This is a genomic window from Ideonella sp. (assembly GCF_036277275.1).
GTDB lineage: Bacteria > Pseudomonadota > Gammaproteobacteria > Burkholderiales > Burkholderiaceae_C > Ideonella.
Map to the genome: position 1 here is coordinate 1 of NZ_DASUNH010000001.1, position 14,203 is coordinate 14,203.

The 14,203-nt window shown below is 66.8% G+C and carries 8 protein-coding genes and 1 pseudogene; 7 read left to right on the forward strand and 2 right to left on the reverse strand.

The features are described 5' to 3' along the window. The 7 genes and pseudogenes from VFY73_RS00005 to VFY73_RS00035 form a co-directional block, all read left to right on the forward strand. Positions 1-210, forward strand: a pseudogene (locus VFY73_RS00005) (hypothetical protein); the annotation flags it as partial. Beyond that, the gene (gene malE / locus VFY73_RS00010; protein WP_329715842.1) at positions 203-1,399 is read left to right on the forward strand and encodes a maltose/maltodextrin ABC transporter substrate-binding protein MalE; all 1,197 of its coding nucleotides are present in this window, start codon (positions 203-205) and stop codon (positions 1,397-1,399) included. The pseudogene VFY73_RS00005 and the gene malE, both read left to right, overlap by 8 nt. Before the next feature lies 1 nt (position 1,400). Continuing rightward, positions 1,401-2,957, forward strand: a complete 1,557-nt coding sequence (gene malF / locus VFY73_RS00015; protein WP_329715843.1) for a maltose ABC transporter permease MalF — start codon at positions 1,401-1,403, stop codon at positions 2,955-2,957. A 1-nt stretch (position 2,958) separates the two neighbouring features. After that, a complete protein-coding gene (malG, locus tag VFY73_RS00020; protein WP_329715844.1) occupies positions 2,959-3,849 on the forward strand; it encodes a maltose ABC transporter permease MalG in 891 nt (296 codons plus the stop codon). 7 nt (positions 3,850-3,856) lie between these two features. Continuing rightward, on the forward strand, positions 3,857-5,491 hold the full coding sequence (locus VFY73_RS00025; RefSeq protein ID WP_329715845.1) for an alpha-amylase family glycosyl hydrolase: 1,635 nt from the start codon (positions 3,857-3,859) through the stop codon (positions 5,489-5,491). Further along, positions 5,488-8,268 carry an alpha-amylase family glycosyl hydrolase gene (locus tag VFY73_RS00030; protein ID WP_329715846.1) on the forward strand — a complete coding sequence of 927 codons (2,781 nt, stop codon included), beginning with the start codon at positions 5,488-5,490 and terminating at the stop codon, positions 8,266-8,268. Before VFY73_RS00025 ends, VFY73_RS00030 begins: the two co-directional genes overlap by 4 nt. Then, positions 8,265-9,641, forward strand: a complete 1,377-nt coding sequence (locus tag VFY73_RS00035; protein WP_329715847.1) for an MATE family efflux transporter — start codon at positions 8,265-8,267, stop codon at positions 9,639-9,641. The genes VFY73_RS00030 and VFY73_RS00035 overlap by 4 nt, the downstream gene beginning before the upstream one ends. A gap of 25 nt (positions 9,642-9,666) precedes the next feature. Here VFY73_RS00035 and VFY73_RS00040 read toward each other — a convergent pair whose 3' ends face one another. Further along, positions 9,667-11,178 carry a tryptophan halogenase family protein gene (locus tag VFY73_RS00040; RefSeq protein ID WP_329715848.1) on the reverse strand — a complete coding sequence of 504 codons (1,512 nt, stop codon included), beginning with the start codon at positions 11,176-11,178 and terminating at the stop codon, positions 9,667-9,669. 84 nt (positions 11,179-11,262) lie between these two features. After that, positions 11,263-14,049: a TonB-dependent receptor gene (locus tag VFY73_RS00045; RefSeq protein ID WP_329715849.1), complete on the reverse strand. Its 2,787-nt coding sequence runs from the start codon at positions 14,047-14,049 to the stop codon at positions 11,263-11,265. Between the last annotated feature and the right edge of the window lie 154 nt (positions 14,050-14,203).

Sequence of the window (14,203 nt, forward strand, 5' to 3'; positions counted from 1 at the left end):
AAGGTCACGTTCGTCGAGTCGCTGGGCGGCACGACCTACGCCTACTGCGACTACCCCGGCGCCGAAGACACGCTGACCTGCGAGCTGGATGGACACTCGCACCCGAAGCAGGGCCAGACATTGAGCCTGCAGGTGCCGTCAGAGCGTGCCTACATGTTCGATGCGCAGGGCCTGGCCTTCCAGCGCCACAGCGAGGCGGGCCGTGCCTGATCACAAGCTCGTCCGCTGGGCGGCGATTGCCGCGACCACGCTGCTCACCTCCTGCGCCCCCAAGGGCCCCGACACCGGCGCACTGAAGCTGCTCGTCTGGATCAACGGCGACAAGGGCTACAACGGGCTGCAGAAGGTCGGTGATGCGTTCGCCGCCGAGACCGGCGTACAGGTCACCGTGCAGCACCCCGAAGGCGCGCCGGACAAGTTCCAGGCCGCCGCCGGCGCCGGCAAGGGCCCGGACATCTTTTGCTGGCCGCACGACCGCGTCGGCGAATGGGCCAAGTCCGGCCTGATCGTGCCGGTGCACCCGCCTGCGCGCGTGCGCAGCGAGATCGAAGACTCGGCCTGGAACGCCTTCACCTACCAGAGCAAGACCTGGGGCTATCCGCTGTCGATCGAGGCGATCGGGCTGATCTACAACAAGGCGCTGGTGAAGACGCCGCCAGCCACCTTCGACGAGCTGATCGCGCTCGACAAGCAGCTGCAGAAGAACGGCAAGCACGCGGTGCTGTGGGACTACAACAAGTCCTTCTTCACCTGGCCGATGCTGGCCGGCCCGGGCGGCTTCGTCTTCGGCCGCACGCCGTCGGGCGACTACGACCCCAAGGCCGTCGGCGTCAACACCGCCGGCGCGCTGAAAGGCGCCGAGATGCTCGACCGCCTGATCAAGGACGGCCACATGCCCAAAGGCGCCCGCTACTCGGAGATGGAAGCCAGCTTCGCGCGCGGCGAGGTCGCAATGATGATCACCGGCCCCTGGGCCTGGGACAACGCCAAGAAGGCCGGCATCGACTACGGCGTCGCGCCGATCCCAGGCGTGGCCGGGCACGCGGCCAAACCCTTCGTCGGCGTGCTCGGCTGCATGGTCACGGCGCCCAGCCCGGTGAAAGACATCGCGCGCGAGTTCATCGAGAACCATCTCCTGACCGTCGACAGCCTGAAGACCATCTCGGCCGATGTGTCGCTGGGCACCCCGGCCAACAAGGCCTACTTCGCCGAGCTGTCGGGCGATGCCGCGATCCGCACGACGATGGAAAACGCCCGTGCCGGCGAGCCGATCCCGAACATCCCCGAGACGCAGCGTTTCTTCCCGGCGATGGACGCCGCGCTGGAGGCGATCACCAACGGCCGCCAGTCGCCGAAGGATGCACTCGACGGCGCAGCCGCTCGCATGGTCATCAACTGACATGAACACCCTCGCCGCCTCGCCCCCATTGACTCGCCCCGCCAGCGCCGGGCAGCGCAGCTTCACCTGGGCCATCGCCGCGCTGTGCGAGTTGCTCGTGCTGTGGTTCGCCTGGCGCCTGGCCGCCGGCGGCCAGGTGCTGGTCAGCACCGCCGCGCTCGCGCTCGGCACGATGGGTGTCTGGACCTACGCTTCGACGAAGTCACTGGCCTGGCGATATCTGTTCCCGGGCGTCGCCGGCATGCTGGTCTTCGTGGCCTTTCCGCTCGTCTACACGATGCAGATCGGCTTCACGAACTACTCGTCGGCCCACCTGCTGAGCGAGGCGCGCGCCCGCGCCTACCTGCTCGACCAAAACGATGTCGACGAAGCGCGCGCGATGGCGAGCTCGCTGCACGCCGATGGCTCGGCGCTGCGCATCAAGCTGACCAGCGCCGATGGCAGCGAGGTGCTGGTCACACCCCCGCTGCCGCAAGGCGCGGCGCCGAAAGCACCGGTGGCCTTGAGCCCCGCCACGCAAGACCTCGGTACACCGCTGTCGCTGCGCGAGGTGCTGGCGCAGCGCGACACCCTGCGCGACCTGGTGCTGCAGCGCCCGGACGGCACTCGGCTGCACTACACCGGTGTGCGCGAATTCGGCCCGCTGATGCCTCTGTGGAAGGCCGGCGGCGACGGCGCGCTGGTCCAGCAACCGTCAGGCACCGTCTACAAGCCGAACCGCGACACCGGCTATTTCGAGAACGAGCGCGGCGAGCACATCCAGCCCGGCTTCAAGGTCAACATCGGTTGGGCCAACTACACGCGGATGATGTTCGACGCCGACTTCCGCGGCCCGTTCGTCTCGATCTTCGGTTGGACCGTCGTCTTCTCGGCGTTGACCGTGCTGTTCGCGACCATCATCGGCATGACGCTGGCGGTGCTGCTGAACTGGGAGGCATTGAAGTACCGCACGCTGTACCGCACGCTGCTGTTCCTGCCTTACGCGGTGCCGGGCTTCATCTCGATCCTCGTCTTCAAAGGCCTGTTCAACCAGAACTTCGGCGAGATCAACGCGATCCTCGATGCCCTGTTCGGCGTGCGCCCGGCTTGGTTTGCCGACCCGACGCTGGCGCGTGCGATGCTGCTGATCGTCAACACCTGGCTCGGCTACCCGTATGTGATGGTGCTGTGCACCGGGCTGCTGAAGGCCATTCCCGCGGACCTGTACGAAGCCTCGGCGATCGCCGGTGCCGGCCCACTGACCAACTTCTTCAAGATCACCGCGCCGCTGATCGCCAAGCCGTTGACGCCGCTGCTGATCTCGGCCTTCGCGTTCAACTTCAACAACTTCGTGCTGATCGCGCTGCTGACCGACGGCCGGCCCGACTACCTGAACACCAAGCTGCCGGCCGGCACGACCGACATCCTGGTCAGCTACACCTACCGCATCGCCTTCACCGACGCCGGCGCCAACTTCGGCCTGGCCGCCGCGATCTCGACGCTGATCTTCATCGTCGTCGCGCTGATGTCGCTGGTGAACCTGAAGCTGACCGGCGAAGCGAAAGCGGCAAGGAACTGACATGGCCATCGTCACCGGAAGAAGCCAACGCTGGCGCATCCTCGCGGCCCACGCCGGGCTGTGGCTGCTGATCGCGGTCACGCTGTTCCCACTGCTCGCGGTCGTGTCGATCTCACTGCGGCCTGGCAACTTCGCGACCGGCTCACTGATCCCGACCCAGATCAGCCTCGAACACTGGAAACTCGCACTCGGCATTGCACACGTCGGTGCTGATGGCGTGCGCATCGAGCCGCCCTTCCCGGTGCTGTTGTGGCTGTGGAACTCGATCAAGATCGCGACCATCTCGGCGCTGCTGATCGTCGCGATCTCGACCACCGCGGCCTACGCGTTCGCCCGGCTGAAGTTCGCCGGCAAGCGCAGCCTGCTCAACAGCATGCTGCTGCTGCAGATGTTCCCGGTCGCCGTCGCGCTGGTCGCGATCTACGCAATCTTCGAGGGCATCGGCAACCACCTGCCCTGGATGGGCATCGAGACGCACACCGGCCTGGTCGTCGCCTACCTCGGCGGCGTGGCCACCCATGTCTGGACGATCAAGGGCTACTTCGACACGATCCCGGTCGACATCGAAGAGAACGCCAAGGTCGATGGCGCGACGCACTGGCAGGCCTTCCGCCTCGTGCTGCTGCCGATGGCCGTGCCCATCCTGATGGTGGTCTTCGTGCTGGCCTTCATCGGCACGATCATCGAGTACCCGGTCGCCTCGGTGCTGCTGCGCGAAGAGCCGAACCTCACGCTCGCGGTCGGCTCCAAGTTCTACCTCTACGACCAGAAATACCTGTGGGGTGACTTCGCCGCTGCCGCGGTGCTGAGCGGCCTGCCGATCACGCTGGTCTTCCTGGCCGCGCAGCGCTGGATCGTTTCGGGTTTGACCTCAGGCGGGGTCAAGGGATGATTGAGGGATGAACAAGCGCCTCTTCCTCACCACCCTCGCGCTGGCGGCCGCCACGGCTGTCGCAGCCCCTGTCAACCCCAAGGCCGCCCCGAAGGCGGCGCCCAAAGCGAACCGCTTCGACGCCGCCCTGGCCGGCACCTTCGAAGCGCGCGAGAAGGACTGGCGCAACGGTGCCGTGGTCTACCAGGTGCTGGTCGACCGCTTCGCGCCGAGCGCCAACCTGGACGCCAAGCGCTACCTCTACCCCGCCCCCAAGGTGCTGCGCAAATGGGACGAGCTGCCGCGGGCCGGCAAATACCTGCCCGACGCCAAGCTGTGGAGCCACGAGATCGATTTCTGGGGCGGCGACCTGAAGAGCCTGGCCACCAAGCTCGACCATGTGCAGGAGCTGGGCGCCGACGTGCTCTACCTGAACCCGATCCACCTGGCGTACACCAATCACAAGTACGACGCGCTGGACTACCAGGTCGTCTCGCCCGAATTCGGCACGCGCGAGGACGTGAAGGCCTTGGCCACCGACCTGCACCGCCGCCACATGAAGCTGGTGCTGGACGGCGTGTTCAACCACATGGGCCGCAACGCGCTGGTGTTCAAGCAGGCCGAGGCCACCCCGAACAACCCGTACCGCCAATGGTTCGTCTTCGGGCCCCAGTACGAAGGTGGCGCGCGCACCTGGGCGCTGGCGCAGAACCTGCCCGAGCTGAACCTCGAGAACCCGCAGGTGCGCGACCACATCTATGCCAGGCCCGACTCGGTCGTGCGCAGCTACCTGCGCGACGGCGCCGACGGCTGGCGGCTGGACGTCGCCTTCGACATCGGCCCTGACTTCCTGAATGAACTGACCCAGGCGGCACACCGCGAGAAGCCCGGTTCGCTCGTGATCGGCGAAATCGCCAACTACCCCAAGGAATGGTTCCCGGCCGTCGACGGCGTGCTCGGCTTCACGCTGCGCCAGATCATCCTGCGCACCGTCAACGGCCAGCTCGAACCGCGGGCCGCTGCGCGCATGGTCGAGCGCATGGTCCAGGAGACCGGCATCGAGCCCATGCTGAAGAGCTGGCTCTACCTCGGCAACCACGACACCGCACGCCTGGCCACCACCCTCCCGGACGAGCGCCAGCGCCGCCTGGCGCAAGTGCTGCAGTTCACGCTGCCCGGCTCGCCCAACCTGTACTACGGCGACGAGCTGGGCATGCTGGGCGGCGAAGACCCCGAGATGCGCGCGCCGATGCGCTGGGACCAGGTGACGCCCGACAACGCGGCGCTCACGTGGACCAAGCGGCTGGTCCAGCTGCACCGCAGCGAGCGCGCGCTGAAGGTCGGCAACTTCCGCCTGCTCGAAAGCCAGCGCCTGCTCGCGTTCGAGCGCTACACCGACCGCGCGCGCGATGCCGTGCTGGTGCTGGTCAACCCGAGCAGCGCCGACGTCACCGACACGGTGCTGATCCCCGATTCGAAGATCATGGACAACACGCGCCTGATCGATCTGCTCGGCGTACCCCAGGACGCGGCCAAGCCAGCCGAGCCGCCGCGCGTGAGCTCGGCGCTGCTGCAGGTCACCGTGCCGGCCGGTTCGTTCCTGGTGCTGAAGCCCGATGTCGCGCCGCCCGGGGGCTACACGAACTACAAGCGGGTGCAATGACGGGAGGCGCGCGCCACCAACTCGCTCACGTCATCGGCGCCGCGCTGGGGCTCTTCGCAGCCCAGGCCGGCGCCGCCGCTGCTCCGCATTGTTCGACCGACCCACTGGCCGGCCGCGCGCTGTACCTTCGCGGCAGCTTCAACGCCTGGGCCGCCGACGAGGCCCACCGCCTGCGATGGGCCTGCGACCGTTATGTGCTGGTCACCCGCCTGGGTGGTGACCAGCGTTTCAAGATCGGCGACGAACCCTGGTCGCCCGATGCCGACTTCGGCCAGGGCCTTGGCGCACAACTGCGGCGCCAGGGCCCTGACATCTCGCGCCGCTTCAACGGCACCCACCGCATCACGCTGACGATGAGCACCGACACCCTCGCCACCCCGACCCTGAGCGTTGAAGACTGCCCCAGCGCCGCCCCGCCATTCGGCGACACGGTTTTGTACCTGCGCGGCTCGATGAACAACTGGGCCGCGCTCGACGAGTACGCGCTGCAGTACAGCTGCGATGCCTACTACCTGAACACGAAGCTCAAAGGCAAGCACGAATTCAAGTTGGCCGATGCGGCGTGGACCCCGTCGCTGACCTCCGAGGGCCACACACTGGAGTTCGACGGCGAGCAGACGCTGCGCGCGGTGATCGTCGCCGAGCGACCGCTGGTCAGCCTGGGCCCGAAGACCTTCGCCGACCCGAACAGCCAACCTGTCGAACACCCGGTCGCGCAGAGCCTGCGCTTCGATTCGCGCTCGCTTCAGCACAAGGCGCCGTTCGGCGCGGTGGTGGAACACACGCCGATCGAGTTCGCGGTGTCGGCGTTGCCGGGTGTGACGAAGCTGACGCTGGTCGTCGAGCAGCGGCGGCTGGAGGGCAACCAGGAAGTGCTGGCGTACTTGCCGGTGGCGCGAGTGCCGATGACACGCCTGGCCTTCGACAAGCTCAGGCAGAACGGTGTGGGGATGGGGGTGGTCTCTTCACCGGTTCCGGCTGAGCCACCATCCGTTCGGGCTGAGCCTGTCGAAGCCCCAGCCCGCGACACCTGGACCGCCCGCCACACCTTCACCACCAAAGCCATCTATGGCTACTGGTTCGAGGCTGAGATCGACGGCCAGACCTTCGTGCTGCAGAACAACGCCGAGTCGGTCTTCTGGACGCGTGAGAAGGGCAGCCACGGTGTCGGCGCCGTGGCACCGCTGCCGACTCGCCAGAGCGCCATCCGCCGCTTTCGCCAGACCGTCTATGACGCGAACTTCAAGGTGCCAGACTACGCACCCGACCTTGTCTATTACTACATCTTCCCCGATCGCTTTCGCAACGGCGACAAGCGCAACGATCCCGTTGGCGGCCGCGACCGCTACCAGGACCAGACCGTGGAGCTGCACCGGAACTGGAACGAAAAACCCTGGAAGCCGGGCACCGGCGATGGCTCCGACGCCGTCTACAACAACGACTTTTTCGGCGGCGACCTCGCCGGCATCATCGACAAGCTCGACTACATCCAGGACCTCGGCGCCAACGCGATCTACATGACGCCGATATTCAAGGCGGCGAGCAACCACAAGTACGACACCGCCGACTACCACCAGGTCGACCCGGCCTTCGGCAACAACGCCGATTTCGAACGGCTGTGCCGCGAGGCGGCGAAGCGCGGCATTCGCGTGATCCCCGACGCATCGCTGAACCACGTCGGCAGCGACTCGGTCTACTTCAACCGCTATGGCAACCACGGCGACAACGGTGCGTTCCAGAACGGCCGCATCAACGCCGCGTCGCCCTACGCCAGCTGGTTCACGCTCGATCCAACGCAACCCGACGCCGACAAACAGTTCAAAGGCTGGGTCGGCGTGCGCGACCTGCCGGAGCTGAACAAGGCCTCGCCCGCCTGGCGCGCATTCGCCTACGGCAACCCTGATTCGGTGATGAAAGTCTGGCTCGACCGTGGCGCTTCCGGCTGGCGCATGGACGTCGCGCCGTGGGTGCCGGACGACTTCTGGCGCGAGTGGCGCAGCGCGATCAAGACCCACCAGCCCGACGCGATCACGATCGCCGAGACCTGGTTCGACAGCTCGAAGTACTTCCTCGGCGACGCCTTCGACTCGACGATGAACTACATCTTCCGCAACACGCTGCTCGAATACGCGGCGGGCGGCGACGCCACGGTGCTCTACCGCAACCTCGAGTCGATCCGCGAGGCCTATCCGCCGCAGGCCTTCCACGCACTGATGAACCTGCTGTCGACGCACGACCAGGCGCGCTCGCTGCACGTGCTGGGCTGGACGGACGGCGCCAGCGCCGAGGCTGTCGCACTGGCCAAGCGCCGTTACCGCCTCGCGCTGCTGTTCCAGATGACTTTCCCCGGCTCACCAGCCGTCTACTACGGCGACGAGGTCGGCGTGACCGGTGGCGACGACCCGTACAACCGCGCGACCTACCCGTGGGCCGATGAAGGCGGCAAGCCCGACGACGCGATGCTGGCGGAGTTCAAGCGCCTGATCGCGCTGCGGCACCGACACGCGGTGCTGCGCCGCGGCAGCCTGGAGGCGCCGCTGTTCACCGACGCGCATGCGATCGTGCTGGCGCGCCGGCTCGGCGACCAGTGGGCGATCACCGCGACGAACAACGCCGATGCGCCGCGCACCGCCACAGTGAAGTTGCCGGCTGGTGCACCGAAGCGCTGGTCGGATGCATTGAACGCCTCCCACCCGGCTGCGATTGCCGAAAACGGCCAGCTAACGCTGCAACTGCCTGCCCTTGGCGGCACGGTGCTGATATCGTCCCCTGAATGACCCCCGTTCCACCGCGGCCGCGGTTGTTCACGCTCACCTGGCCGCTGTTCGTCGAGTTCCTGCTCGGCATCGGGGTCAGCATCGTCGGCACCGCGCTGGCGGCGCGCGTGTCCGATGCGACCGGCGCGGCCTTCGCGCTGTCCAACCAGATCTTCGCGACGCTGTTCATCGTCTTCCGGATCGTCGGCGCCGGTATTGGCGTGGTGATCACGCAGAACCTCGGCGGTGGCCAGCGCGAGGGGGCTGACCGCGTCGCCCGCGCGGCGCTGGGTGCCAGCACGTGGATGGGAGGTACCACCGCGCTGCTGGCGTTCTTCGGTGCGACGCTGATGCTGAACCTGATGAGTGCACCGGCCGAAGTGATGCCGCTGGCCGTGCCGTTCCTGACGGCCCTGGCACCCGCGCTGCTGCTCGACGCCTGGAATGCCTCGATGGCCGGCGTGATGCGTGCGCACCTGCGCACCCGCGACACGCTGGCGGTGATCATCGCGATGCATGCCAGCCACCTGGCGCTGGCGATACCGCTGATGACCGGCGCCGGTCCGCTGCCGGCGCTGGGCCTTCCGGGCTTCGCGCTGGCGTTGGGCGCCAGTCGCGTGCTCGGCGTCGCGCTTCACCTGTGGTTGTGGCGCCTGCGCCTGGGCCTGGTGCCGCATGGGCGCGACTGGTGGCACGCGCCGCGACGCGAACTGGCCGCGATGCTGCACATCGGCCTGCCCGGTGCCGCCGAAAACATCGCCTACCGGCTGGCCTTCATGGTCAGCGTATCGGTGGCCGCGCACCTGGGCGCACAGGCATTGGCCACGCAGGCCTATGCGTCGCAGCTGATGTACGGCGTGCTGCTGTTCGGTCTCGCGACCGGTCTGGGTGTGGAGATCCTCGTCGGCCACCTGATCGGCGCCGGCCACTGGCACGAGGCGCACCAGCTGGTGCGCCGCGCGATGGCGCGCGGGCTGATGGTGAGCACGGCGGTGGCGACCATCGTGGCCCTCGCGTCGCCATGGCTGCTGCGGCTGTTCACCCAGGATCCGCAGATCATCGCCGCCGGCCAGACGGTGCTGTGGATCACGATCGTGCTGGAACCGGGACGCACCTTCAACCTCGTCGTGATCAACGCACTGCGCGCGGCCGGCGACGCGCGCTACCCGGTGGCCGTCGGTGCGGTCTCGATGCTGGTCGTGCTGGCCGGCGGCAGCTGGCTGCTCGGCATCCACTTCGGCTGGGGCCTGCCCGGGCTGTGGATCGCCTACGCGGCTGACGAATGGATCCGCGGCTTGTTGATGTGGCGCCGCTGGGCCACGCTGGGCTGGTTGCCGCATGCACGGGCAGCGCGGCGGCGGCTGCGGGCGGCGCGATCGGACGACACGGCTTAGGGCCTGTTACGTAACAGGCCCTAGGTCAGGTCCGGGCCTTGCAGTACCGGGCGATGAACTCGGCGTGGTCCGGCATCGTGTCGACGCAGCGAGAGACCACCTGCTGGATGCGGCCGACGAAGTCCGTCACCTCGCCTTCGGGCATCACATCGACCAGCGGATGGTAGGCGCGTGGCAACAGGCCCTGCCCTTCCAACACCTGCAGCCAGCCCGGCTCGGTGAACAGCTCGCCGTTGTCGCGCACCAGCCGGCCCTGCGCCTGCCACATGTCCAGCTTGCGCTGCAGCGTGGGCGGGATCTGCATCGTGCGGCAGTGGCGCCAGAAGGGCGAGTCGTCGCGCTCGGTGGCGTGGTAGTGCAGGATGATGAAGTCGCGGATGCGCTCCATCTCGAAGTCGGCTTGCGCATTGAATTCGTCGACGAGCACCGGGTCGAAGCCGCCATCGGGGAAGAAGCCGATCAGCCGCGCAATCGTCGATTGAATCAGGTGAATGCTGGTGGACTCCAGCGGCTCGAGGAAGCCGCTGGACAGGCCGACGGCGACGACGTTCTTGTTCCAGAACTTGCGGCGTTTGCCGGTCTTGAAGCGGATGGTGCGCGGCTCTGCCAGGCGCTCACCGTCCAGGTTGGCCAGCAGGATCGCGGTGGCCTCGTCTTCGCTGACGTACTGGCTGCAGTGCACGTGGCCGTTGCCGATGCGGTGCTGCAGCGGGATGCGCCATTGCCAGCCGGCACTGCGCGCGGTCGCGCGGGTGTACGGCGTCAGCACCGGCGCCGAGACGCAGGGCACGGCGATAGCACGGTCGCAGGGCAACCAGTGCGACCAGTCTTCGAACCCCGTCTGCAGTGCCTGCTCGATCAGCAGGCCGCGGAAGCCGGAGCAGTCGATGAAGAAGTCGCCTTCGATGACCTCCCCGTTCTCCAACCGCAGCGAAGCAACATGGCCGTTGTGCGGATGCAGCCGAGTCTCGACGATCTTGCCCTCGGTGCGGTCGACGCCCTGCGCTTCGCTGTAGCGGCGCAAGAACTTGGCATAGAGGCCCGCGTCGAAGTGGAAGGCATGGGTGATATCGGCCAGCGGCGAGTTCGGCACCTCTTGCGTCGCCCGCATGAACTTGCCGCGCAACGCCGCAACGCGGTTGATCGAGTAGTTCTCCAGCGGCGCCGCCCGGCCCGCCAGGCGCAGCTTCAGCCAGTACTGGTGGAAGTCGACCGTCCAGCGGTCCTGGCCGAGCTTGCCGAACGCATGCATGTAGCGGTTGCCGAGCCGGCCCCAGTCGACGAACTCGATGCCGAGCTTGAAGGTGCCCTGGGTCTCGCGGATGAATTCGTCCTCGTCGATGCCCAGCACCGAGTTGTACAGGCGGATCGCGGGGATCGTCGCTTCACCGACGCCGACGATGCCGATCTCGTCGGACTCGACGACCCGGATCCGGTAGCGCCCGCGCAATACCTTGGCCAGCGCGGCGGCACTCATCCACCCGGCCGTGCCACCGCCGACGATCACCAGGTTCTTCACAGGAGGCTGAGCATTCATGACGACACGCGGCGGCAGTGATGAAACGAAAAAGGCCTCTTGCCGTGGTCGACAAGAGGCCCTCGATCCGGCAAGCGGATCTTCTTACAGCTTGTAGTTGATGCCCAGCAGGTAGGTCGTACCGACGTTCACGGTTTCGACCACGTTGTTCGGCGTGTCGGCGTAGCGCTTGTACTTGGTGTTGCTGAGGTTGTAGCCCTGCAGCAGCACGCCCAGGCCCTTGAGCCAACCGGACTGGAACTCGTAGCCGATCTGCGCGTCGGTGATCGCTTCGCCCTTGATGTAGACGAGCTGGCGATCGCCGATATCGGTACGGCGTTCGCCGATGAAGTCCGAACGCTGGCGCTGCGACACGCGGACCTGGAAGCCGCTGTTCTCGTAGTACGCGGTGATGCTGCTCACCTCCTTGGACAGTCCCGGCAGCTCCATCTTGCCGGCACCACCATCGGTGATGTCAGGCGGGTTCAGCGAGCTGCGGGTGTTCGAGTAGCTGGCCGCCAGGCCGAAGCCGGACAGCGGCTTCCACAGCATGTCCAGCGGCACCGATGCCGCCAGCTCGTAGCCACTGACCGAGCCCCCCTTGCCATTGACCGGCACGGTCAGGAAGCCGACGTTGCCGCCCGGCGCGGGCGTGGTGTCCGCGGTCACGTAGGGCCCGAAATCGAACGCGACGGACTCGTTGACCACGTAGGTCTTCACGTCCTTGTAGAAGGCCGCAGCGCCCACGTAGGCCTTGTTGCCCCAGTACTTCTCGTAGGCCAGGTCGATCGCGTTGGCGCGGAACGGGCGCAACCACGGGTTGCCACCGGAACCGCTGTACAGGCCGGTCTGCACGTCCACCGCGAAGGCGAAGCTGGTGCGCATGTCGGCCATGTTCGGACGCGCCATCACCTTCGCCAGGCCCAGGCGCAGGATGTTCTGCGAGCCCAGGTCGAAGGCCAGGTTCAGGCTCGGCAGCACGTCGCCGTAGGTTTCGCCGTTGGTGGTGAGCGTCGCGGTGCGATCGGCATCGTCCTGACCCGGCACGGCACGGTTCACGACCCAGGCGGTCGAGCTCTGGTCGGCATGCACGTACTGCAGGCCGAGGTTGCCGCGCACGGGGATGCCGAACATCTCGGTGTCGATGTCCGCCTTGGCGTAGGCGGTGGTCAGGCGCTCCTTGACATCCCAGTCCTTGTTGTAGATGTCCGGATGCCGCTTCGCGGCGATGTCGTAGACGGCGTTCAGGTTCGCCACCGGGTCGAAGGTCGCGATGCTCAGGCCGCTGTCGCCCGCCTGCATCGAGCTGCCGCCCGGCATGTCGGCGAAGCCGAACGGGTCACCGCCCTTGATGCGCAGCTGGCCTTCGATGAACTCGCGGTTCTTCATGCGATCGGCGTAGTTCACGCCGAAGTCGATGCCGGAGAACCAGCCGCCGTCCAGGTCCTTGCGCCCGGACAGGCGGATCGATGCCAGCTCATCGGTCACATGCGGCAGCTTGGTGTAGCCGGCCTGCGCGGCAGCGGGGCCTCCGCCCCAGCCCATCACGTCGGTCAGCTTCATCTCGCTCGGGTCGGCGTACGACAGACCCGGTGTCACCCGGAAGCTGCTGCCGGTGCTGTCGAACGCGAGCGTGTCGGCCATGAAGGTCGGCGTGCTGGCGGTCGTCTCGACGACGACCTCCTTGCGGTCGGCGGTCGAATAGCTCAGGTCGGCTGCAGCGCTCCAACCGTCGGCCAGCTTCAGCTTGTTGTTCCAGCCGATGGCCTGCAGCTCGTCGTCGATGCTTTGGGCGTCATTGCGAATGATGCCGCGGAAGTTGTCCCAGGTGCCGCTAACGGCCACGCCGTCGACGACGGTGGCGTCGCGCAGCACGCGCGGCTGGCCGTAGGGCAGCGTGTCGCCACCGCCCCAGATCAGGCCGCCCTGGAAGCCCTTCTTGTCGATCTGCTTCTGGTACGTCGAGTACATCAAGTCCAGCGTGCTGCTGAAATTCTTGTTCGGTTTCCATTCCAGCACCGCCATCACGCCTTCGCGCTGCTCGGTGATCAGGTCGGTGAAGAACTCGAAGCCGCCACATGTCCGGATGGCCTGGGCGTTGTAGGTGTAGTCCGCCAGGCCCCAGCAGCCGCCGCGCGTCTGCGCGCCCAGATCCCGGTCGGTCTTGGCATAGCCGATGGCCAGGCCGATCGTGCGGTCGGCGAACTGGTCGATGTACGAGAAGCTGTAGCGGTTGCCGCTGCCTTCGGCCAGCGCGCCGACGCCGTTCTGCTCCTGCCGGTAGTTCAGCACCACCTGGCGGCCGCCGAAGTTCAGCGGGCGCACGGCGAGCATGTCCACCGTGCCGGCCAGGCCCTGGCCGACCAGGCCGCCGTCGGGCGTCTTGTAGACATTGACGCCGCCGAGCATCTCCGACGGGTACTGGTCGAACTCGACGTTGCGGCTGTCGCTGGTGGAGACCACCTCGCGGCCATTCAGCAGCGCAGTGGCGAAGTCAGGCGACATGCCGCGGATGCTGATGGTCTTGGCGGCACCGCCCTTCGGGTCGCGCTGCGCGGTCAGGCCGGGCAGGCGGGCGATCGATTCGGCAATGCTGGCATCGGGCAGCTTGCCGATGTCTTCCGCCGAGATCGACTCGACGATGTTGTCGGAGTTCTTCTTGACCGAGATCGCGCTCTCGATGCCTTTGCGGATGCCCGTCACGGTGACAGTCTGGACCTCTTCGGCCTTGTCTTTCTTGTCGGCGTCCTTGGCGGGCTCGGTTTGCGCATAGGCCACGCCGGTCGCAAAGATCAACGCCGAGCAGGCCGCCGCGACAGGGTTGATCTGGAAGGCGCCGCGCGGCGCGTAGCCATGGTGGCTCGCCCGGCGCTTCTTGTTGGTCGTTGTCATGGAGGACTCCTCAAGCTCTTGAAACACACACGCACCACAGCCCAACCCGACGGTTCTTCCCTCTCAGACAGAAGCGCCGAATTTGCAGCTTGCGAAGAATTCTGTACTAAAACTAGATTCCCAGCCACCTCAGGCAATCCCTTAGTGGTGCGCA

Bases quoted from the DNA above. Each gene is read 5' to 3' on its own strand.
- VFY73_RS00035 (WP_329715847.1), top strand. From the start codon at position 8,265: ATGACCCCCGTTCCACCGCGGCCGCGGTTGTTCACGCTCACCTGGCCG.
- malF (WP_329715843.1), top strand. From the start codon at position 1,401: ATGAACACCCTCGCCGCCTCGCCCCCATTGACTCGCCCCGCCAGCGCC.
- malG (WP_329715844.1), top strand. From the start codon at position 2,959: ATGGCCATCGTCACCGGAAGAAGCCAACGCTGGCGCATCCTCGCGGCC.
- VFY73_RS00040 (WP_329715848.1), bottom strand. From the start codon at position 11,178: ATGAATGCTCAGCCTCCTGTGAAGAACCTGGTGATCGTCGGCGGTGGC.
- VFY73_RS00045 (WP_329715849.1), bottom strand. From the start codon at position 14,049: ATGACAACGACCAACAAGAAGCGCCGGGCGAGCCACCATGGCTACGCG.
- VFY73_RS00025 (WP_329715845.1), top strand. From the start codon at position 3,857: ATGAACAAGCGCCTCTTCCTCACCACCCTCGCGCTGGCGGCCGCCACG.
- VFY73_RS00030 (WP_329715846.1), top strand. From the start codon at position 5,488: ATGACGGGAGGCGCGCGCCACCAACTCGCTCACGTCATCGGCGCCGCG.